The organism is Actinoplanes sp. DH11, assembly GCF_020873875.1.
Lineage (GTDB): Bacteria > Actinomycetota > Actinomycetes > Mycobacteriales > Micromonosporaceae > Actinoplanes.
Genome location: NZ_JAHWGU010000016.1, coordinates 142,235 through 164,164 on the forward strand (window position 1 = coordinate 142,235; position 21,930 = coordinate 164,164).

The following is a 21,930-nucleotide window of genomic DNA, read 5'->3' on the forward strand; positions in this document are numbered from 1 at the left end:
GGGTCACCACTGCTGTGGCGGCACCGACTCGATCACGATGTAGCCCAGGTCGCCGGCGTAGTAGTCGCAACCCACCTCGACCTGGTCGCAGTCCAGCTTGCCGCCGATCGAGACCGGCCAGGCGTTGGCGATCGGGCCGGTCCAGCCGGCGCGGGTGGCGACCTGCCGGCCGTCGATGACGAGTTCCACTCCGGCGCGGTACCGCGTACAGCTGATCTCGTGCCATTCCCCGTCGTTGATCGAGAAGGGGGCGATCACCTCCAGGAAGCCCTTCGGGCCGCGGAACGTGCACTCCACCCGGCCGCTCGGTATCTGCAGCTTGAAGTTGCCGCCGGACACCGTGGCCTGTCCCTTCTGGATGATGTTGCCGAACTTGTTGGTGGTCCGGAGCCGGACCGTGACCGCGAAGTCGTTCGTGCCGGGATCGAGCGACGAGTCGTCGGGAACGGTGACCAGATGGCCGGGCCGGGCGGGCGGAGTGTCCGGTTCGAGTCGTTCGAACCGGTAGCCGATGTCGTCGCCGAGCATCAATCCGGTGCCGACCTCGTCACCGATCCTGCCGTGCAGGCGGTTGCCGCTGCTGTCGATCATCCGGGTCGCGCCGGGCTCCTCGTTCATCCGCCAGTACGCGGCCGGGTAGCCGGTGTACTCGCCCTCGGCCCTGGCCGGCGCCGGGAGCAGCACCAATCCGGTCGTCAGAAGCGTGCACAACAACCGGCGGCATCCCATGGTTCATCCTCAGACCGACGAAGCAGAAGTTTCCTGAGCCTATGGGGCGAGATGTTCCCTTTGCGAGCTCTTCGGGAAATCGACTGCTCAGCGTGGCCGGACGGTCACGTTCGCGCTGTCGCAGTGGCGCGGGCCGGCTTGGTAGCATCCCGCCGATCATGGCCGCATCCCACCGGGGAACCCGGGGCGCTGCCAGGAGGCAACACCGCCCCCGCAAGCCGGTGCGGGGGCGCGCTGACAATCAGATAAGGAACGTGTCGAAGTGCTGCTCAATGGGACGGACAGTGACACCTCGGAGCACGCGATGATCGCGCCCACCCCCGGCCTGCCGAACCAGGCACTCCAGGTGCTGGCCCTCGCCCAGCGCACCGCCGAGGAGCACGTGGCGAGCGCCCAGCACCACGCGGACAAGATCCGTACGGATGCGCTGGCCGCCGCCGAGCAGATCGCCCGGGACGCGCAGGCACACGCCAACAACGTGCGCCGCGAGGCCGATCGGGTGATGGCCGAGGCGCGGGCCGGCGCCGAGCAGATGGCCCGGGACGCACAGTCCCGCGCCGAGGAGGCCCGGCGCAGCGCCGAGAAGATCGTGGCGGACGCCCGCGCCCGCGCCGAGACGATCGGTGCCGACGCGATGGCCGGTGCCGACCAGCTGCGCCAGCAGGCGCAGCAGCGCTACGACGACGTGGTCGGCAGCCTCGGCACCAAGCGGGAGGCACTCCAGCAGCAGATCGAGGCCCTCGAGGACTTCGACCGGGAGTACCGGGGCCGGCTCACCGCCTTCATGCAGAGCCAGCTGCGTGCCCTCTGGATGGACGCGCCGCAGCTCACCGCCCAGGTGATCGACGAGGAGCCGGTCGCCGAGGAGCTGGAGACCGCCCAGAGCCGGGCCCGGCACGCGCGCCTGCAGCAGGTCACCCTCCAGCAGGTGCAGGCCCAGCACGCCCAGGCCGATGCGGACGCCGACGAGGACGAGGACGAGCCCGCCGCCAAGTGAGCCCGCCGCCGCGCGGGGGCCCGGGAAATCCGGGTCCCCGCGCGGCGCCGATGCTCAGGCGTCCGGGGCCGCGTACACCCGCTCGCCGCCGACATAGGTGATCGCCACCGACGTGTCGCCGATCTCCAGCGGCGCCCCGGCGAACGGGTCCCGGTCCAGCACGACCAGGTCGGCCCGGTTCCCGGCCCGCAGCACGCCGCTGTCGTCCAGGTGATTCACGAACGCCGAACCCGCCGTGTACGCGGTGAGCGCCGCACCCAGGTCGAGTTCCTGACCGGGCAGGAACGGCGGGTGGTCGCTCCCGTGGTGCACCCGGTTCACCGCCACGTGGATCGCCTCGATCGGGTCCGGCGTGGTGACCGGCCAGTCGCTGCCCGCGGCCAGGTGCGCGCCGGCGCGCCGCAGATCGCCGAACGGGTACTGATGCACCGCCGCCTCCGGGTCCAGGAACGGGATGGTCAGGTCGTCCATCTGCGGCTCGTGCGACGCCCAGTAGGCCTGGATGTTCGCGCTGGCCCCCAGTTCCCGGAAGCGCGGCACGTCGTCCGGGTGCACCACCTGCAGATGGGCCAGGTGCGGCCGGGTGTCGCGCCACCCGTTCGCGGACCGGGCGGCGGCCACCGCGTCCAGGGCGTCCCGGACCGCCCGGTCACCCAGCGCGTGGAAGTGCGCCTGGAAGCCGAGCGCGTCGATCTCGGTGACGTAGGCGGGCAGTTCCTTCGGGTCGATGAAGGACAGCCCGCGGTTCGTGGTGGCGCACCCGCACCCGTCCCGGTAGGGGGCGGTCATCGCGGCCGTGAAGTTCTCGGCGACGCCGTCGAGCATCAGCTTCACACTGTCGCTGCGCAGCCGCCCCACCGTGAACATCTCGCGCTTGGCGACCAGTTCCGGGATCTGCTCGGCGCCCCGGTCGCGGTCCCACCAGAGCGCACCCACCACGGTGGCGCGCAGCGAGCCGTCCCGCGCCGCGGTGAGGTACGCGTCGGAGACGTCCGGGTACCCGTTCGTCGCGCACATCATGGCGTCCTGCCAGGCCGTGACGCCGAGTGAGAAGAGCAGCTCCTGGCCCCGGTACAGCCCGGCCAGCCGGTCCGCCGCGGTGAGCTCCGGCAGCAGGTCGGCGACCAGCCGCATGGCGCCCTCCTGCAACCCGCCGGCGGGGGAGCCGTCCGGCGCCCGGTCGATCCGGCCGTCCGCCGGGTCCGGGGAGTCCGCGGTGATCCCGGCCGCCTCCAGGGCCCGGCTGTTCACCCAGGCGCCGTGGTGGTCCCGGTTGGACAGGAACACCGGCCGGTCCGGCACGATGCCGTCCAGCAGCTCCCGGCCCGGCACCCCGCCCGGGAAACTCTCCATCGCCCAGCCGCCACCGGAGATCCACGCGAGGTCCGGGTGGGCGTCGGCGTAGGCGCGGACCCGGCGCAGGTACTCCGCCACGTCGGTGGTGCCGGTCAGATCGCACTGGTTCAGCTCGACCCCGCCCATCACCGCGTGCACGTGGGCGTCCTGAAAACCCGGGAGCAGCAGCCGGCCGCGCAGATCGACGATCTCCGTGCCCGGGCCGGCCAGGTCGCGCAGCTCGTCGGTGCCGACGGCCTGGATCCGGCCGGCCCGCACGGCGACGGTGGTGGCGTGGCCGCGGGCCGGGTCGGCGGTGAAGACACGCCCGCCGACGAAGAGCAGGTCGGGGGAGGGAACAAGCACGGGCATGGCGGCTGGTCCGATCTGTTCAGGAATGGTGATCGAATCACCCGCCGCTCGGAGGCGTCAATCACGCGCGGACCGCGGGCCGTCCCCCGTGCGGATGAATCGACCTTCACCCGGATGTGGCCGGGTCATGCGCACGATCGTGGGCAGGAGCTGTCCGGTGCGCTTTTCGGACAGGGAAAGCGCACAAACCGCGTTTGTTGGCCTGGATCGGCGGAACTATGGTGACCCCATGGCGTCGACCTCTGTCGATCTAGATCACGACAACCGCCCCGGTGGTGTCGACGCACTTCCGCCTGCACGGTATCGGAATGATCGCTTCTGCGCCGCCCTCGAACTCGCCGTCGTCGCCGGCCACGAGCTTGACGCCGGCCACGAGCTTGACGCCGGCCACGAGCGGATCCAGCGCGACGCCGTCGTCCGGCTCCGCGCCGGCGCCACCGCCAACCCGGGCCTGCTCGCGCTGCTCGCCGAGGGCCGGTTCGCGCCGCCGGTGCCCGCGCGGGGCCGGTTCGGGCCGGCGAGCGGCTGGCCGGAACCCGGGCCGGGCGGGCCGTTGCCGGGCGGCTCCGGATCTCAGCCGGGTGGCTTCGGGTCCGGGTCGGTGGGGTCGTTGCCGGGCGTCTTCGTGCCGGGGCAGGTGCGGCCGGATCGGGCCGAGGCGGTGCGCCGGGCACTGTCCGTACCCGATCTGCTCTGCCTGCTCGCCCCGCCCGGCGGCCCGCGCACCCTGGCCGTGGTGGAGATCGTGCGGGCCGCCGCGGAGCGCGGTGAGCGGGTGCTGATCACCGCGCCCGACCCGGCGGCCGTCGACGAGGTGATCGCCCGGCTGCCGCCCGGCCCGACAGTGGTCCGCGCCGACCAGGCCGACGGTGGGCCGGGCAGTCTCGCCGCCGCGGCCGCCGAGACGCAGCGCCAGATCCTGGCCCGGTCGCAGGCCGCGGCGCACCGCCTGGAGTCCTGGCTCGGCGACCCGTCGCCGGCGACCGGCTGGTTGCGGCGCCTGACCGGCGCGCTCGCCGAGGCCCGGCGGGAGCGCGAACGGGCCGACGCCGCAGGCGCCGAACGGGACGCGGTCGCCTCCGCCGCGCGCCGGCGGCTCGGCGGACCGGCCCGCGAGTCCGGCCGGGATGCCGAGGCCGCCGAGCGGGCGGCGGCACTGGCCGACGACGCGGTGCGGGAACTCGAGGAGGCTCTGCGCCGCGCCGAGGCCGCTCGCTTCGGTCGCCGGCGCGCCGAGCGGCTGCGCGATCGGCTGGCCGCCGCGGTCACGGCCGCCGAGGAGGCGCGCGCGGCGCTGGCGCGGGCCCGGCAGGAGCACGCGGAGCGCCGGGAGTCGCTGGACACCGCGGTGGAACAGGACAGCGAGGTCCGGGCCGCGGCTGACCGCGCCGCCTTCGCCGATCTGGCCGCGCGCCGGGCGCTGGAGTCCGCGGAACGGTGCGCGCACCGGCTGTGCCGGCTGATGGACGGTGTCACCCCGGAACCGGCGTGGACTGCCGACGAGGCCGGGCTGTCCGATTTTGCCCAGCACTGCGACGCCCTGGGGCCGGTGCTGCGCGACCGGGCCCGGCTGCTGCGCGAGTGGCGCCGACGGGCCGCGCGGCCGAGCCGGCAGTTGCATCCCGAGCTGTTGCGCTACGCCGACGTGGTGGCCACCACCTGCCTCGGCGTCGGGCGCCCGGAGCACGGCGACCTCGAGTTCGACCTGGTGGTGATCGTCGACGCGGGCCGGATCGCGCTGCCGCTCGCGCTGGTGCCGCTGGTCCGGGGCCGCCGGGCGGTGCTGGCCGGCGAGTCGGTCCCGGGGCCGCTGCGCGACCTCGGTCCGGTCCCGATTCCCGGCGAGGTCGCGGAGCTGCTGACCTGCAGCGTGCTGGAGCGCCTGATGGCGCGGGCGCCGGCGGCGAATCGGGTACGCCTGCGGAACGTCCTGTGAGCGCGCAGCCGCACCTGCCGCTGCGCGAGATCGAACGTCGTGTCGGCGCCCTGCCGGGGGTGCGCCCGTCGCGCATCGTGCCGCTGCTGCTGCCCGTCCTGGCGGTGGAGGTGACCGCGACCGTGCGGGAGGCGCAGACCTACGACGTCCTGGATCGGTACCTGACCCGGGCGGTTGCCGAGGCGGGGCTGGACCGGACCGGTGACCTGGCCGGCTTCCTCGGCGTCGACGTGCCCTTGGTCGCTCGTGCGGCACGTCATCTGGCCGGGATCGGGCACCTGGTGCGGGACGGCGACAAGATCAGCCTGACCGAGCTGGGCCGGCGGTCGGTGGCCGACGGCCGGCGCTACCGGCTCGCGCCGGGACGCCGGATGGTGCTGCGGTTCGACGGTCTGCGGTTCGATCCGGTGCCGTACGCGACAGTGGCCGGATCCGTCTGGCTCGCCACGCCGTCGCTGACCCTGCCGGACGGCACCACCTTCTCCGTCGTGCCGGGTTCCGCCGCCGGGCCGGGCGCTCTCCCGGACGGCGCGGTCACCGCCCTGCTGTCCCGGCCGGACCTCGCCGACTTCACCGGTCCTGTCACGCCTGTCACCGCCGTACCGGTGAAGGGTGGGACAGCGGTGCAGTACCTGCCCGTCTACCTGGTCGAATGCGCGGAGGACGACCTGGTGTTCGGCCGGGCGATGGACGGGCCGGACCCCTATCTCGCCGGGTTTATCACTTTCCTGTCGGGGAACCGGGAAACGTAGCATCCCGAAGTGTGGGGACCACCACGGTCCCTGGCGGACCATGTTGGTCCATTACGGTCTACGGTGGTCCTATGCCGCGTCCCACCAAGCAGCAGATCGACGACGAGATCCTGGACGCCGCCGCCGGCCTCTTCGCCCGGCACGGTTTCAAGGAGACGTCGGTGCAGCGCATCGCTGACACGGTGGGCTATTCGAAGACCGGCCTGCTGCACCGCTTCCCCACCAAGGAGGCGCTGCAGGCCGCGGCAATCGAGCGCTGCGTCCGCCAGGTCGGCGACACCGCAACCGGGGTGTCGAACCTGCCGGTCGGGCCGGAGCGGGACCGGGCCGTCATCACGGCCGTCGCCGACCTCGCCATCGCCCAACCCGGCGTCGTGGCCCTGCTTCTCTCCTCCCTGGTCAGCGAACCGGAGAGCGAGATGGGTGTCGCGTTGCAGTCGATCGGGGAGGCCATCACCGCGGCGTTCGGCACGGATCTGCTCTGCGACTCGGCCCGCGCGCTGCGCACGGTCGGGGCGCTCGGCGCGATCGCGGTCGCCAGCGTGGCGTTGCGGGACCACCTGACGCCCGACGCCCGGGCCGTCCTGGTGGAGGTCGGCTACGACGCTCTGGGACACGCGCGTTCCGGCACGCCTGAAGACATCGGCTCACACTGACAAAGGGATCCCCTCATGGCAACGTTGTTGCACCGCCTCGGGCTGGCGTCCGTCCGGCACCGGATCGTCGTCACGGTCGTCTGGCTGCTCGCCCTCGTGGCCGTCGGGGTCGGCGCCGCCACCCTTTCCGGGACCACCGCGAACACGTTCAGCATCCCCGGCCAGGAGTCCACCAAGGCCCTGGACCTGATGACCGACAAGTTCGGGGCGGCCTCGGCCGGCGCCACCGTGCAAGTGGTGTTCGAGGCGCCCGGCGGCCAGACAGTCACCGCCCCGCAGAACGCGGCGCAGATCGCCAAGGCGGTCGCCGACCTCGGGACGGTGCCGGGCGTCGTCAACGTCAGCAACCCGCTCGACCAGGCGAACCCCACCGTCTCCCGGGATCAGGTGGCCGCGTACAGCACGATCACGTTCGACGTCCAGCCCTCCGAGGTCACCGAGGAGCAGCGCAAGGACATCATGGACAAGGTCGAGCAGGCGCGCTCGTTCGGCATGACCGTGGAGGCCGAGGGTGAGGCGCTGAGCAACCCGGCCGACATCGGTGGCGCCTCCGAGATCCTCGGCGTCGTCGTCGCCCTGATCGTGCTGGCCCTGACCTACGGCTCCCTGGTCGCCGCCGGCATGAACCTGCTGACCGCGATCGTCGGCGTCGGCATCGGCGCCGCCGGCATCGTCACCCTGACCGGCTTCGTCGAGCTGCAGTCCACCACCCCGATCCTCGCCGTCATGCTGGGCCTGGCCGTCGGCATCGACTACGCCTTGTTCATCGTCACCCGGCACCGGCACGAACTGCGCCGAGGCCTGCCGGTCGAGGCCGCCGCCGCGATGGCCGTCGGCACCGCCGGTTCCGCCGTCCTCACCGCCGGTCTCACCGTCGTGATCGCACTGGCCGGCCTCTCCGTGGTCGGCATCCCGTTCCTCACCGAGATGGGCCTCGCCGCCGCCGCGACGATCGTGATCGCGGTCCTGGTGGCGATCACCCTGGTCCCGGCCATCCTGGGCTTCATCGGCCTGCGGGCCCTGCCGCGCAAACAGCGCGACATCCGCGCCCTGAACGGCGAGATCCCGGACGGCCGCGGCTTCATCAAGGGCTGGGCCGGCATGGTGACCCGGCAGCGTACGCTCAGCCTGATTTTGGCCGTCGCGGCGCTCGCCGTCGTCGCGATCCCGTTCTTCTCCATGCAGACCACGCTGAACCAGCGCGCCGCCGAGGGCAGCACCCAGGCCGAGGCCCAGGCGATCATCGACAGTCGTTTCGGCCCCGGCGTGAGCAGCCCGCTGCTGGTGCTGGTCGACGGCCCGAACGCCGTGCAGTACGCCGCGACCGTCCAGAAGCAGGTCGCCGCCCTCCCGGACGTCGCCCTGGCCACCCCGGCCCGGCCCAACCAGGACCAGTCCGCCGCCCTCATCACGATCATCCCGGCTTCCGGCCCCGAGGACGACAAGACCGTCGACCTGGTGCACTCCATCCGCGACACCGTCCCCGACGAGGACGGCGCCGAGGTCTACGTCACCGGCAACACGGCCGTCAGCATCGACGTCTCGCAGAAGCTGAACGACGCGCTCCCGGTCTACCTGGCACTCGTCGTCGGCCTCGCCTTCGTCCTGCTGGTGCTGGTGTTCCGTTCCCTCCTGGTCCCCGTCGTCGGTGTCCTCGGCTTCCTGCTCACCATCGGCGCCGCCTTCGGCGCGACGGTCGCCGTCTTCCAGTGGGGCTGGGCCGCCGACGCGGTGAACGCCGGCTCGACCGGCCCGATCCTGAGCCTCGCGCCGATCATCATCGTCGGCATCCTCTTCGGCCTCGCCATGGACTACCAGGTCTTCCTGGTCTCCCGCATGCACGAGGCCCACGCCCACGGCGCCGCCCCCCGCGACGCCATCGTCACCGGCTTCCGCCAGGCCGCCCCGGTCGTCGTGGCCGCCGCCACGATCATGTTCGCGGTCTTCGCAGCCTTCGTCCCCGAAGGCAACGACACGATCAAACCGATCGCGTTCGCGCTGGCAGTGGGCATCGCCTTCGACGCCTTCATCGTCCGCATGATCGCCGTCCCCGCCGCGCTCGCCCTGCTGGGCCGCTCGGCGTGGTGGCTCCCGTCGTGGCTGCGCTGGCTCCCGGAACTCGACGTCGAGGGCGCCGCCCTGGAACGCAAGGCACCGGAGTCCGCCACCGCACCGAAGTCCGGCACCGCGGTTTCGGAGGCGCCGGGCAAGCACACCCCGAAGCACTCCGCCGACGAGACGACGAGCAGCGAGTCCGAGTCGACGTCCGTCTAGACCCAGAAGCCTGATCCACTGGAGGCCGTCACCCTCGCCGGGTGGCGGCCTTCACCGCATGCGTACGAGTCCGAGTCGTCGCGTTGACACAATGTCCGGGTGAAGACCGTGCCGTACGGAGCAGTACTGCGACCGGACGCGGAGACGTCCCGGTCACTTGTCGCGTTGTCGCACGCTGTCGGCGGTGACCGGGAACCGCTCATGCTGCTGGGCGACACGGCGCCACCGCACGTCTCGGTCCTTCACGTCGACGGCACCGAGGACCAGATCCCGGCGATCGAGGCGGCGATCGAGCGTCACCGCGACCGCAGCTTCGAGGTCACCGTCATCGGCCTGCTGTACGCGGTGGTGCCTCCGGGCGACTACTACGTGCCGACGGGCGGCTACTACTTCGGCCTGGAGGTGATCCGCCGCCCCGACCTGGACGCCCTGCACCAGGAGTTCCTGCGGCTGGGGCTCCCACCGCTGGGCCTGGTGGGCCCGGATTACCGCCCGCACGTCACGCTCGGCATGTCAGCCCGGCAGCCGGCACTCCCCGCGCTCACCGACGTGCCGACCGGCACCCTGCGAATGACGATCGCCGGAGGCCTGATCGGCCCGCACGGCACCTTCCCCGACCTGTAACAGCACGCCCGTCCCTGGCGAGATGTTGATCTGCTAGCGATGCGAAATCGCGGTTTCAACCCCATGATCACAGCGATTTCGTAGCGCTAGCAGATCAACATCGCCGCGCGGACGCGGGGCAGGGGACCGCGGCTACCTATTCCTACGCCGGGGTACGACTCAACCTCTGGTGGCGCGGATCTTCTGGCGAGCGCGACGGGCCATCTGGACACCGCGCAGGCTGTGCAGGGCGGCTCGGCGCTGTGCCCGGACAATCGGCACATCGGCCTGATCGGCCGGCTCGGTGCCCGCCGGGTCTGCCGCGGTGAAGTGGCCGAAGTTCGAAGTGCGCCGCGATGCGGAAGCTGGGACGGCAACGCCGCTAGCTGGGACGACAACGCCGCTAGCTGGGACGGCAACGCCGCTGCCCACCACGCCATGATCGGGGAGCCCGGATGCCGGATCTTCGGCAGCCACGCCGGTGGCGGCTGCCGCACTGTGCGGGGCCGGCTCGCGGCCTGATTCATCGGCTGGCGAATCGACGTCGGGCGCGGGGTCGTGCTGCTCCGGTTGGTGGGTCGGGTGGTCGGCGGCGTCGGATGCCGGGTCGCGCGGGGCGGCCCAGGACGCCCGGAAATCGCCGTCGCCGTCGCCGTCGCCGTCGCGGTCGCCGTCGCGGTCGCCGTCGCGGTCGCCGTCGCGGTCGCCGTCGCGGTCGCCGTCGCGGTCGCCGTCGCGGTCGCCGTCGCGGTCGCCGTTGCGGTCGCCGTCACCGTCACCGTCGGGGTCGGGGTCGGGGTCGGGGGTGAGGACGTCGAGGCCGCCGGCCGGCACATGGACCGGGAACGAGGGCGCCGCCGCGCTGCCGGCCCGGCTCAGGTGCCAGCCCGCGATCACGTTGGCCAGCGCGAACGGGGCCGCCGCCAGCACCACCCCGGGTGACTCGGCGGCGGAGAGTGCGAGCAGCAGGGTGGCTGCCGCGGCGGTGGTGAAGGCTACGGCGGCGTCGGTGTGCCGGGGTGGGTCGGTGGGGCGCCGGGCGAAGCGGATGGTGGACAGCATGGCGGCGGCGCCGAGGGCGGCGGCTGCCAGCCAGCCGGCGACCAGGGGCCAGAGGCGCTGCCAGGAGGCGGTTTCGTCGGCGAAGAAGAAGAGCAGGAAGGGTGCGCCGAGTGCGGCGGTGCCGAGCAGTACGAGGGCGTCGGCGGTGAGCACGATCGCGGCGGCGGTGAACCGGTCGAGGCGGCGCCCGTCCCGGGGCGTTCTCGTCTCGATGCTGACCATGGTGGTACCGCCCTTCCCGAGTGTTTCCCTCTGCCATCCCATGACACGGACGCGGGAATCCGGACGAGGTCACGGGAAGATAACGCCTTCGGTGGAGAAGGTGGGCAGAAGGCAGGGAAGGGCGGACCGTCCGTCAAGCGGTCCAGCGCAGGCCCGGGTTCACGTTCCCGGTCCAGTCGAAGGTGGCCATGTTGTCCCAGCCGTCGCCGGTCCCGTTCATGTCGGCCGGGTCCCACCCGTTGCCCGGGATCGCGTACCAGGTGGGTTCCCAGTAGAAGACGCCGGCGGCCCCGGCGTTGCGGGCGGTGTTCTGCACCCAGGTGAACTGCTGTGCCTGCCCGGCCCAGGTGGACGGGATGTTGTCACAGAGCACGGTGCCGGGGATGGAGTTCTTCTCGTGGTCCGCGTCGGCGCTGGTGAACTGGTACGCCGTCTCCACCACCACGACCGGTTTCGCGTACCGGCTCCGCAGGTCGGTGATCACGGTGTGCAGGTTCGCCAGAGTGCCGTGCCACATGCAGTAGTAGGAGAGTGCGGTGATGTCCCACGTGACGCCGGCGGCCCGGATGCCGTCGTAGAACCAGCGGGCGTTCGTGAGGCTGTCCGAGTTCGCCGTGTGGATCATGACTTGGGTGGAGCTGTTGCAGGCCTTGGTGGCGTTGTAGCCCTGTTTGAGCAGCCCGGCGAGCGGGCCGAAGTTGCTGTTCACCACCTGGCCGCGCGGCCACAGCATGCCGACGTTGATCTCGTTGCCGATCTGGACGCTGTCCGGGGTGGTGCCCTGCGCCTTGAGGGCCGTGCAGACGTCGTAGGTGTAGTTGTAGACGTCCGTCTGCAGCTGCGTGAGCGAGTGCGCCGACCAGGCCACCGGCGGGAACTGCTTGCCGGGGTCGGCCCAGGTGTCCGAGTAGTGGAAGTCGATCAGCAGCTTCAGGCCTTTCGCCTTGATCGCGCGGGCCTGCTGCAGCACCTTGGCCTTGTTGTTGTAGCCACTGGCCGGGTTGTTCCAGACGCGCAGCCGCATGTAGTTGGCGCCGGCGCCCTTCAGGATGTCGTACGGGTCCGCCGCCGTACCGTTCTTGTAGTACTTCGCGCCCAGGTCGAGGCTGCGCTGCAACGACGAGACGTCGGCGCCGAGCATGGTGAGCGGTGCGGCCTGCGCCGGAGACGGCGTGGCGGCGATCAGCACCGCGGCGACGAGGAGTGCCCGGAGAACGCGCATCACTTCACCCACCTGATGTACGGGTTGATCCGCCCGCGGTCGTCGAAGGTCGCCATGTTCTCCCAGGCGTTGCCGGAGTTCTCGATGTCCTCGGTGTCCCAGCCGTTGCCGTCGACAGCGGTCCAGGTGGGTTCCCAGTAGAAGACGCCGATCGCGCCGGCGGCCCGTGCGGTCCGCTGCACGTCGGCGAACTGTTTCGCCTGGCCAGCCCGGGTGGCGGGGATGCCGTCGCAGGGTGCCGGGTCCAGAATGATGTTCTCCAGGTGGTCGAAGTTCCGGGTGGTCCAGGGGTACGCGGTCTCGGCGATCACGACAGGCTTGCCGTACCGCTGCCGCACGTCGGTGATCACCGTCGCGAGGTTGGCCAGGGAGCCGTGCCACATGCAGTAGTAGGACAGCGCGGTGATGTCCCACTTCGCGCCGGCCGAGGTGATCCCGTCGTAGAACCAGTGCGCCGCGCCGAGGTCACCGGCCAGCGCGGTGTGCACCAGGACCTTCGTCGAGCGGTCGCACGCCTTGGTGGCGTCGTACCCGGCGTTGAGCAGCCGGGTGACCGGCCCGAAGTCGCTGTTCACCACCTGGCCGGCGGGCCAGAGCATGCCGACGTTGATCTCGTTGCCGATCTGGACGCTGTCCGGCGTGGTGCCCTGCCGTTTCAGCGAGGTGCAGACGTCGTAGGTGTAGTCCCGGACGTCCGTGGTGAGCCGGTCGAGGTCGTGCCCCGCCCACGCGGCGGGGACGAACTGCTTGCCGGGGTCGGCCCAGGTGTCCGAGTAGTGGAAGTCGATAAGCAGCTTGAGCCCTTTGGCCTTGATCGCCCGAGCCTGCTCGAGGACTTTCGCCTTGTTGCTGTATCCGCTGGTGGGGTTGTTCCAGATGCGCAGCCGGGCGTAGTTGACGCCGGCCCGCTTGAGGATGTCGTAGGCGTCGCCGCGCCGGCCGCGGGCGTCGTGGTAGGTCTCGCCGAGGTCGAGCGCGCGGGGAAGGGTGGAGACGTCGGCGCCCCGCATGCTGAGCCCGGGCTGATCAGAAGCGGACGAGGACGTGGAGGGGGATGCGGATGCGGGGGACGGGGTGAGGGTCACCGCCAGGACGGCGGCGGTGACCCAGGTAGCGATTCTCATGACACTCCTTTGTGGACGAAAAGGGTGAAATGGTGCCGCGTAACGGGGGAGAGCAGCCCGAGAGGGAACTCAGGCGGGTGAGGAGGAGCGGATCACCAGGCTGGTGGGCACGGTGATCGAGAGCGGGGTACGGCCGGCGATCACATCCGTGAGCAGCCGGACCATCTCCTCGCTGATCCGTTCCAGTGGATGCCGGACGGTGGTGAGCGGCGGCTCGGTGGTCGCCGCCAGCCCGGAGTCGTCGAACCCGACGACCCGGACGTCCGCGGGCACCTCGCGGCCGGCCTCGCGCAGGACCGGCAGGGCGGCCGCGGCCATCGCGTCGGACGCGGCGAACACGGCGTCGACGTCGGGGACGCGGTCGAGCAGCGTACGCATGCCGGCCGCTCCGCTCTCCCGGCTCCAGTCGCCGTGCACGACGCAGGCCGGGTCGGCGGCGATGCCCGCCGCGGCCAGGGCGTCGGACCAGCCGCGCAGGCGGTACACCCCGCCGAACGTGTCCTGCGGCCCGGTGATCGTGGCGATCCGCCGGCAGCCGGCGGCCAGCAGGTGCTCGACCGCGGTCCGGGCGCCACCCCGGTCGTCGGCCGAGACCGAGCTGATCGAGTCCTCGAAGCCGAGCACCTGGCCGCACGCCACGATCGGCACCTCGGCCTGCACGAGCTGCCGCAGCAGCGGGTCGCCGGAGTGCGGGGAGACGAGCAGCACCCCGTCGACGTGACCGCCGGCGAGGTACGCGATGGTCCGTTCCCGCTCCTCCGGCGTCGACGCGATCATCAGGATCAGCGTGAGCTGCCGCTCGGAGAGGGCCTGCGCCACCCCGCGCAGCAGCACCGAGAAGTTCGGGTCCTCGAAGAGCAGGTGCTGCGGCTCGGTGAGCAGGAACGCGATCGAGCCGGACCGCCCGGTCGCCAGCGAGCGGGCGTGCTGGTTGGTCGTGTAGCCGGTCCGGGTGATGGCGTCGTTGACCGCGCGCACCGCCTCCGGGCTGACCCAGTCCCGGCCGTTGAGCACGCGGGAGACCGTCGCGTAGGAGACCCCGGCCTCGCGGGCGACGTCGCGGATGGTGGGGCGTTTGCGCGACGACACGTTCGGGATCATAGTCACGCCTTCACACCTCCGGCGGCCAGGTCGACCTGCCAGTAGCGCTGCAACGCCAGGAAGAGCGCGATCAGCGGGACGATCGAGACGAGCGCGCCGGTGACCACGGCGGTGTACATGGCCGGTTGGTTGGCCCCCTGGTTGAGCAGGCCGTTCAGGCCGACCGTGATCGGGTAGAGCCGGTCGTCGCCGAGCATGATGTACGGCAGCATGAAGTTGTTCCAGATCGCCACGAACTGGAAGAGGAAGACGGTGACCAGACCGGTACGCATCATCGGCAGCACCACGCGGCCGAAGGTGCGCCAGTCGCCGGCGCCGTCGATCCGGGACGCCTCCAGGATCTCGGTGGGCACCGCCGCAGCCGCGAAGATCCGGGCAAGGTAGATGCCGTACGGGCTGATGAAGCTGGGCAGCAGCACCGCCCAGTAGGTGTTCGTCATGCCGACCTTGGCGAGCAGCAGGTACTGCGGGATGGCCAGGATGACGCCGGGCACCAGGACGCCGGCGAGGATCACGTTGAAGGCGAGGCTCTTGCCGCGGAAGTCGAACTTCGCCAGGGCGTACCCGGCCATCGCCGAGATCAGCGTGGAGACGGCCGCGCCGACGCCGGCGTAGAGAGCGGTGTTCGCCATCCAGCGCCAGTAGAGGCCGTCCCGGTAGGCGTTCAGGTCGACCAGGTTGTCCCAGAGGTGGGTGCTCGGCGCCAGCGTGAAGGTGGAGAACAGCTCGCCGGCGCTCTTGCTGGACGCGATGAGCACCCAGAGGACGGGGAGCAGGCAGTACGCGGCGCCCAGGAGCAGGAGCGTGGTGGCGACGACGCTGCGCTTGCGCGCTGGCTTCGGCATGGCAACGGTGGTCATCTCTCAGTCTTCCTGGTTGAACGCCCGGCGTCCGACGAGCTTGAGGAAGCCGAAGGACAGGAGGAACGTGGCGAGCGCGATGATCACGGAGGTGGCGGCGGCCGCGTAGATGTCGTTGCGGGTGAACGCGTCCCGGTAGACCTTCATCAGCGGTGTCCACGTCGTCGAGATCGTGTTGGCCAGCGGCCGCAGCGTCATCGGTTCGGCGAAGACCTGCAGGGTGGCGATCAGCGAGAACACGAACGTCATCACGAGCGACGGCATCACGATCGGGATCTTGATGCGCCAGGCGATGGCGACCTCGGACGCGCCGTCGATGCGCGCCGACTCGTACAGGCTGGTCGGCACCGCGCGCAGGGCCGTGTAGATGACGATCATGTTGAAGCCGGTGCCACCCCAGATCGCGATGTTCGCGACCGCCCACAGGGTCAGGTCGGAGGAGAGCAGGTTCGGCGCGGTGATCCCGGCGGCCTCGAACAGGTCGGTGATCGGGCTGACCCGGGGCAGGTAGAGGAAGCCCCAGAGCAGGGAGGCGACCACGGCCGGCACCGCGTACGGCAGGAAGATCGCGATCCGGGCGAACTTGCTTATCGATTCCCGGGTGCGGGAGGCGTCCAGCAGCAAGGCCATCAGCAGGGCCAGCCCCAGCATGGCCGGGACGACGATCAGGCCGTACGCCCCGACGCGCCACACGCTGGGCAGAAAGTCGGGATCGGTCAGCGAGCGGGCGTAGTTGCTCAGCCCGGCCCACACCTCGGTCCGGGACGCCGCACCCAGGCCCAGTCCCTTGACCTGCACCTTGCGCAGGCTCAGGTACCCGGCGTAGACGATCGGCGCGGCCAGGAAGAGGGTGAACAGGACCAGGGCGGGTGCGAGGAAGGCGTACGGTGTCCCGCTCCGTCTCGTCCTCGCCCGCGGGGGCCGTGCCGCGCTCTGCCGCACCGGCGCCGCGGGCTTGTCAATGATCAGCGACATCGCCGAACCTTTCTTCCGCACGCGCCGGGCGAGGCCGTGGCCCCGCCCGGCGAGGAACTCAACCGGCGACGGTGAAGCCGCTGTTCTTCAGGTCGTCGACCGTGGTCTGCTGGATCGTGGCGAGCGACTCGGTGAAGGCGGCGGCCTTCTTCGACTCGGCGGCCTTGCCGAAGGCGTCGTTGAACGCGCTGTACGCGACGTTGACGTTCGGGCCGTAGGTGAACGGCTTGGCGGCCTTGGCCGCGTCACCGGCGATCGTGTAGTAGTCCGCCTGGTCGGCGAAGAACGCCGGCGGCGCCGTCAGCACGGCGGACGCGTCGGTGGCGGCTGGGTAGATGTTGGCGTCGGTGGCGAGCAGCTTCAGCGCGGCCGGGTCGCTGTTGAGCCAGGTGACGAACTTGGCGGCCTGCGCCTTGTGCTTGCTCTGGGCGGTCACGCTGGTGGCCGAACCACCCCAGTTGCCGGTCGCCGGCGCGGCGGCGTCCCACTGCGGCATGGGCGCGGCCGCCCACTTGCCCTTGGTGTCCTTGGCGCTGCCCTCGAGCACGCCCGGCGCCCACACGGCGCTGACCCAGCCGACCTGGGTGCCGTCGTTGAGGGCGGCGTTCCACTCCGGGGTGTACATCGGTTTGTTGTCGATGACGCCCTTCTCGACCAGGCCGCCCCAGTAGGCGGCGACCTTCTGGGTCGCGGCGTCGTTGATGTTGACGCTCCAGGCGTCGCCGGTCACGCCCCACCAGGACGCGCCGGCCTGCTGGGCGAGGCCGGTGAACAGGCCCGCGTCGGTCGCCGAGAAGGTGCCGAGGTACTGCTTCGGGTCCGTCTTGTGGATCTTCTCAGCGGCGGCGGCGTAGTCGTCCCAGGTCTTCGGGGCGGCCAGGCCGTTGGACTCGAACACGTCCGAGCGGTAGAAGAACATCAGCGGGCCGGAGTCCTGCGGAACGCCGTAGACGGCGTCGGAGCCGAGCGTCACGCCGTTCCAGACGCCCTCCGGGAACTTCTCCTTGAGGGAGCCGACCTCACCGGCGATGTCGGTGATCGCGTTCGCCGAGACCAGGGTGGGGATCTTCTGGTACTCGGCCTGCATGATGTCGGGCGCGCCACTGCCGGCCTTGACCGCGGTCAGCAGCTTGGTGACGGCCGGGTCGCCGCCGTCCTGCTTGTTGACCGTGACCTGGATGTTGGGGTTCGCCGCGTTCCAGGCGGCGACCACCTTGTCCATGTTCGGCGTCCAGCTCCAGTACGTCAGCGCGACCTTCTCGTTCGGGTCGGCCGCGGCGGTGTCGCCGGAGTCGGAGCTGCTGCAGGCGGTGCCGGTGAACAAAGCCGCTGCGGTCAAAGCCGCCATGAGCGGGGCGAATTTTGTCTTCATCGATCCTCCTTGATCGGCTTGGCCGGGGGACGGGCAGCCGTGGACGGGCCCAGCCGAGTGACGAGCGTCTCGGTGGGGCCTGTGACCGGTTACAGTGCTGCTGTTACGGCGATGTGTCAAGCCCTTGCGTCTGACCCGTTACGCCTGTGTATCGTTCGGCCGGACCGGCCTGTGACCGGTTACAGTCAAATCGCAAGGAGGGGTACTCGTGCCCACTGAACCGACCTCGTGGCCCGAGCCGCTCACCGTTCGCCACCAGGCCTGGGCGACGCCGTTGCGCCGCCCGCGGATGAGCAACGACGAGGACGTCCGGGCCGGGATCTCGCTGACCAACCGCTACCTGGAACGCGACGGCGTGCCGGTCGTCCCGGTCTCCGGCGAGCTGCACTACAGCCGGGTGCCCCGGGAGCGCTGGGCCGAGCGCCTGCGCCAGATGAAGGCCGGCGGCGTCACCGTGGTGGCCAGCTACCTCTTCTGGCTGCACCACTCCGGCCGCCGCAGTGAGGCGCGCTTCGACGGCAACCTCGACGTGGCAGCGTTCGTCGACCTGGCGGTCGCGACCGGCCTCGACGTGGTGCTGCGGATCGGCCCGTGGTGTCACGGCGAGTCCCGCAACGGCGGCTTCCCGGACTGGGTGCAGCAGGCACCGGTCCGGCACCGCACCGACGACCCCGCCTACCTGGAACTGGTCGCCGAATGGTTCGGCCAGATCGGCGCGACCCTGGCCGGCCGTGCCGGCGAGGCGGGTGTCGTGCTCGGCATCCAGCTGGAGAACGAGCTGTACACCCAGCCCGAGCACCTGCGCACCCTCAAGCGGATGGCCCGCGAGGCCGGCATGTCCGCACCGATCTGGACGGCGACCGCCTGGGACAGCGCCGAACTGCCCGAGGCCGAGGTGCTACCGCTCTACGGCGGGTACGGTGACGGCTTCTGGGTGGAACCGGATGCGCCCTGGGCACCCAACTTCCGGGACCACTACTTCTTCTCGCACGTCTGGGACGACCCGGGCATCGGCGCGGACGTGCGGCGGGCACAGAACATCCAGGCGGCCGAGGGCGGACCGCGTACGCCCTCCGACGACTTCCCGGCCGCGACGTGTGAGCTGGCCGGTGGCATGGCGACCGCGTACCACCGGCGGCCCCGGCCGGACGCCCTCGACGTCGCCGCCATCGCGCACTGCAAGATCGGCAACGGTTCGGCCTGGCAGGGCTACTACATGTACTCGGGCGGCACCAACCCGTCCGCACCGGACGGCATGCAGGAGTCGCACGCCACCGGGTACCCGAACGACCTGCCGCGTCTCGGCTACGACTTCCACGCCCCGATCGGTGAGGCCGGCGCCCTGGCCCCCAGCCACGCCGAACTGCGCCGCCAGCACGCGTTCCTGCTCGCCTTCGGTGACCGGCTCGCCGAGATGCCCTCCACCCTGCCCGACGTGCGGCCCACCGGTGTCGAGGACGGCGAGACCCTGCGCTGGGCGCTGCGCGGCGACGGCCGGTCCGGTTTCGTCTTCGTGGCCTGGCATCAGCCGCACATCCCGCTCGCGACGTACCGCGGCGCCCGGTTCCGGATCACGCTCGACGACGAGGTCGTGGAGTTCCCGCCGGCGCCGATCGACATCCCGCCCGGCACCCTGGCCCGCTGGCCGGTCAACCTGACCGCCGGCGGCGTCCGCATCGCCTGGGCCACCGCCACGGCGCTGACCCTGCTGCCCGGCGACGTGCCGACGCTGGTCCTGGTCGCCGACGCGGGCATCGCACCCCAGGTGGCCGTGCACGGGCCCGGCGGCGTGCGGGTGCACGACATCGAGCCCGGCCGGACCCCGCACCGGTTCGGCGGTCTCGACGTCCTCGTCCTCCCGGCCGGCCTAGCGGCGTCGGTGTGGGTGGTCGAGGAGCCGGTCCGCCGCCTGCTGATCAGCGACGACGAACTCCAGTGGGACGCTTCGGGCCGGATCCGGGTCAAGGCCACGACGACCCCGGGGGTACGGGTGTACGACCCGTCCCGGCAGGCCTTCGCCGACTTCGGCGCCGTCCCGCCGACCCCGCCCGCGCCCGTGCCGGTCACCGCCGAACCGCTGCGGCCGGCGGCCGGCGCGGTCCCGGTCAGTTACGGCAAGCACGACGGCCGCCCGTCCGCACCCGCGCCCGACGTCTTCGACGAACTGGCCGCCGTGCACAGCCTGACCCTGCCCGACTGGGCCGCCGACAAGTCCCTCGACCCGCTGCTGCGGATCACCTGGGCCGGTGACGTCGGCGAGCTGCGCATCGACGGCCGCACCGTGACCGACCGCTTCTGGGACGGCGCGGACTGGCTGGTCAACCTGACCGACGCCGGTCACCGCGCCGGCGCCGAGGTCACCCTGCACCTGCTGCCGCTGGCCGCCGGCACCCCGGTCCACCTGCCGGCGGACGCCCGCGCCCGCCTCGCCGGCGTCGAGGACCAGCTGCTCTCCATCGACGCCGTCGAGGTGCTCGCCCGCACCGCCGCCACCGAACCGGCCCCCTGACCCACCCCGACCGGCCGACCCAGCCCGCACGCTGAGTCTCACGCCACGGCCTTGGCGGCGCCGTTCTCCTGGTCGAGCGGGGTGTCAGGATCCATGGTGTCCGGGTCGATCAGGTCGTGCTGTTGTGCGAGCCCCGCATCGGCCGGACTCAGCGGGTGCGCCGGGGTGCCGAAGGTGGGGTGGGGAGGAATGGCCGCGCGGAAGGTGACGTCGCATGTCCCGTTCGCCGTTGCAACGACTCAACGACCTGCCGCTGGGCGTCAAGGTGATCACCTCGGTCGTGGCGGTCGCGATCGCCTGCGCCGCGGTGATCGGTATCGCCGTCGGCGGCCTGCGTACCGTCGAGACCAGGTCGCGCGCGGTCTACGACCACGGGGTGACACCGATCCAGCTGCTGGCCGCCCTGCATCAGGACGCGTTGCGCAACCGGATGTTCACGCTCAACTACTTCATGTCCGGCGCCGAGTACCGGACGAAGATCACCGGGCAGGTGGCGGATCTCGACGACAAGTTCGACGAGACGTGGCAGCGGTACGCGCCGCTGAGTGCCGACCCGGCGGTGGCGTCGGATCTGCGGACCGGCTACGACCGGTTCCTGACGTTGCGCGACGACGTGATGCTCCCGGCGTCGGCCAAGGGGGACCTGTCCGGGTTCTGGACCGGGTGGAACGAGGCGACCACCGTCTTCACCGAGGTCGACGAGCAGTTCGCCGCGCTGGAGTCGGCGCACGCGGACCAGGCGGTCCAGGCGACCGACGAGGTCACCGAGGCCAAGGGTTCGGTGACCACGCAGGTGCTGGTGATCGGCCTGGTCGGCCTGCTGATCGGCCTGGCGGTGGCGCTGCTGGTGGTGCGGGCCCTTGTCGGGCCGGTGCGCCGGCTCACCGAGGTGCTGCAGGCGGTGGCGGGCGGTGACCTGACCCGGGAGGCCGACGTGCGCAGCCGTGACGAGATCGGGCAGATGGCCGACGCGTTGCGCCGGGCGACGACAGGCATGCGCGACGCGGTCGGGGTGATCAACGGCAGCGCGGCGACCGTGCTCGAATCCAGCCGGAACCTGAACGCGGTGAACGACAACCTCGCCGGTGGGGCGGCCACGGCCTCGGACCGTGCGTCCGCGGCCCAGCAGGCGGCGGGTGACGTGGCACGGCACGTGAGCACGCTGAGTGCGGCGGCCGAGCAGATGGGTGTCTCGATCCGGGAGATCGCCACGAACGCCTCGGACGCGGCGGGCGTCGCCAACGAGGCGGTAGCGGTGGCGCACGAGACCAGTGGCATCGTGGCCAAGCTCGGCGAGTCGTCGAACGAGATCGGCAACATCGTGAAGGTGATCAACCAGATCGCCGAGCAGACGAACCTGCTGGCGCTGAACGCGACGATCGAGGCGGCTCGGGCGGGGGAGCTGGGCAAGGGCTTCGCGGTGGTCGCCGGCGAGGTCAAGGAGCTGGCGCAGGAGACCGCGAAGGCCACCGAGACGATCAGCCGGCGGGTGCAGGAGATCCAGTCGGACACCGCGAGCGCGGTCGCCGCGATCGAACGGATCTCCGAAGTGATCATCCGGATCAGCGACTACCAGACCACTATCGCCTCGGCCGTGGAGGAGCAGACCGCGACGGCCGGGGAGATCAGTCGCAGCGTCACCGAGGCCGCGGGCGGCGCCGAGGAGATCGCCCGCAACATCAGTGACGTGGCGGACGCGGCGCAGGCCACCACGAGCGGGCTGGAGGGTTCCCGGTCGGCGGCGCACGAGCTGGCCGGGATGGCCGACGAGCTGACCGGTGCGGTGCGCAGGTTCGAGATAACCCGCTGACCGTCATCCGGCAGGGTAA

At 71.4% G+C, this 21,930-nt stretch carries 17 protein-coding genes; 8 read left to right on the forward strand and 9 right to left on the reverse strand.

The window, feature by feature from the left end; genetic code table 11:
* Positions 1 to 3: 3 nt before the first annotated feature.
* Positions 4 to 729 carry a laminin G domain-containing protein gene (locus tag LPA41_RS23475; protein WP_229072913.1) on the reverse strand — a complete coding sequence of 242 codons (726 nt, stop codon included), beginning with the start codon at positions 727 to 729 and terminating at the stop codon, positions 4 to 6.
* 262 nt (positions 730 to 991) lie between these two features.
* On the opposite strand from LPA41_RS23475, the gene LPA41_RS23480 reads away from it, so the two are divergent.
* Complete coding sequence (locus tag LPA41_RS23480) at positions 992 to 1,726, forward strand: hypothetical protein (protein WP_229072914.1); 735 nt, start codon at positions 992 to 994, stop codon at positions 1,724 to 1,726.
* A gap of 54 nt (positions 1,727 to 1,780) precedes the next feature.
* Here the strand turns inward: LPA41_RS23480 and LPA41_RS23485 are convergent, their stop codons facing one another.
* The gene (locus LPA41_RS23485) at positions 1,781 to 3,433 is read right to left on the reverse strand and encodes an amidohydrolase (protein ID WP_229072915.1); all 1,653 of its coding nucleotides are present in this window, start codon (positions 3,431 to 3,433) and stop codon (positions 1,781 to 1,783) included.
* Positions 3,434 to 3,662: 229 nt separating this feature from the next.
* On the opposite strand from LPA41_RS23485, the gene LPA41_RS23490 reads away from it, so the two are divergent.
* From LPA41_RS23490 to LPA41_RS23510, 5 genes are all read left to right on the forward strand, one after another.
* Entirely contained in the window at positions 3,663 to 5,369 is a 1,707-nt protein-coding gene (locus LPA41_RS23490; protein ID WP_229072916.1) for an AAA domain-containing protein, read from the forward strand.
* Positions 5,366 to 6,121, forward strand: a complete 756-nt coding sequence (locus LPA41_RS23495) for a hypothetical protein (protein WP_229072917.1) — start codon at positions 5,366 to 5,368, stop codon at positions 6,119 to 6,121. The genes LPA41_RS23490 and LPA41_RS23495 overlap by 4 nt, the downstream gene beginning before the upstream one ends.
* A 71-nt stretch (positions 6,122 to 6,192) precedes the next feature.
* Positions 6,193 to 6,777, forward strand: a complete 585-nt coding sequence (locus tag LPA41_RS23500) for a TetR/AcrR family transcriptional regulator (protein WP_229072918.1) — start codon at positions 6,193 to 6,195, stop codon at positions 6,775 to 6,777.
* Between the two features lie 15 nt (positions 6,778 to 6,792).
* A complete protein-coding gene (locus LPA41_RS23505; RefSeq protein WP_229072919.1) occupies positions 6,793 to 9,051 on the forward strand; it encodes an MMPL family transporter in 2,259 nt (752 codons plus the stop codon).
* A gap of 99 nt (positions 9,052 to 9,150) precedes the next feature.
* Entirely contained in the window at positions 9,151 to 9,675 is a 525-nt protein-coding gene (locus tag LPA41_RS23510; protein ID WP_229072920.1) for a 2'-5' RNA ligase family protein, read from the forward strand.
* Between the two features lie 159 nt (positions 9,676 to 9,834).
* On the opposite strand, the gene LPA41_RS23515 is transcribed toward LPA41_RS23510, so the two are convergent.
* From LPA41_RS23515 to LPA41_RS23545, 7 genes are all read right to left on the reverse strand, one after another.
* Positions 9,835 to 10,938, reverse strand: a complete 1,104-nt coding sequence (locus tag LPA41_RS23515) for a hypothetical protein (protein ID WP_229072921.1) — start codon at positions 10,936 to 10,938, stop codon at positions 9,835 to 9,837.
* 133 nt (positions 10,939 to 11,071) lie between these two features.
* Positions 11,072 to 12,160 (reverse strand): glycosyl hydrolase 53 family protein, encoded by a 1,089-nt coding sequence (locus LPA41_RS23520; RefSeq protein WP_229072922.1) that lies wholly within the window; start codon positions 12,158 to 12,160, stop codon positions 11,072 to 11,074.
* Positions 12,160 to 13,284, reverse strand: a complete 1,125-nt coding sequence (locus LPA41_RS23525) for a glycosyl hydrolase 53 family protein (protein ID WP_229072923.1) — start codon at positions 13,282 to 13,284, stop codon at positions 12,160 to 12,162. The genes LPA41_RS23520 and LPA41_RS23525 overlap by 1 nt, the downstream gene beginning before the upstream one ends.
* 69 nt (positions 13,285 to 13,353) lie before the next feature.
* Entirely contained in the window at positions 13,354 to 14,385 is a 1,032-nt protein-coding gene (locus LPA41_RS23530; RefSeq protein WP_229072973.1) for a LacI family DNA-binding transcriptional regulator, read from the reverse strand.
* A gap of 2 nt (positions 14,386 to 14,387) precedes the next feature.
* Positions 14,388 to 15,245, reverse strand: coding sequence for a carbohydrate ABC transporter permease (locus LPA41_RS23535; RefSeq protein WP_229072924.1), 858 nt, complete (start codon positions 15,243 to 15,245; stop codon positions 14,388 to 14,390).
* 3 nt (positions 15,246 to 15,248) lie between these two features.
* Entirely contained in the window at positions 15,249 to 16,220 is a 972-nt protein-coding gene (locus tag LPA41_RS23540) for a carbohydrate ABC transporter permease (RefSeq protein ID WP_229072925.1), read from the reverse strand.
* A 58-nt stretch (positions 16,221 to 16,278) separates the two neighbouring features.
* Positions 16,279 to 17,592, reverse strand: coding sequence for an ABC transporter substrate-binding protein (locus LPA41_RS23545; protein ID WP_229072926.1), 1,314 nt, complete (start codon positions 17,590 to 17,592; stop codon positions 16,279 to 16,281).
* A 208-nt stretch (positions 17,593 to 17,800) separates the two neighbouring features.
* Here LPA41_RS23545 and LPA41_RS23550 point away from each other — a divergent pair, with 208 nt between their 5' ends.
* Both LPA41_RS23550 and LPA41_RS23555 read left to right on the forward strand, forming a co-directional pair.
* On the forward strand, positions 17,801 to 20,101 hold the full coding sequence (locus LPA41_RS23550; protein ID WP_229072927.1) for a beta-galactosidase: 2,301 nt from the start codon (positions 17,801 to 17,803) through the stop codon (positions 20,099 to 20,101).
* A 214-nt stretch (positions 20,102 to 20,315) separates the two neighbouring features.
* On the forward strand, positions 20,316 to 21,911 hold the full coding sequence (locus LPA41_RS23555) for a methyl-accepting chemotaxis protein (protein ID WP_229072928.1): 1,596 nt from the start codon (positions 20,316 to 20,318) through the stop codon (positions 21,909 to 21,911).
* The last annotated feature ends 19 nt before the right edge of the window (positions 21,912 to 21,930 follow it).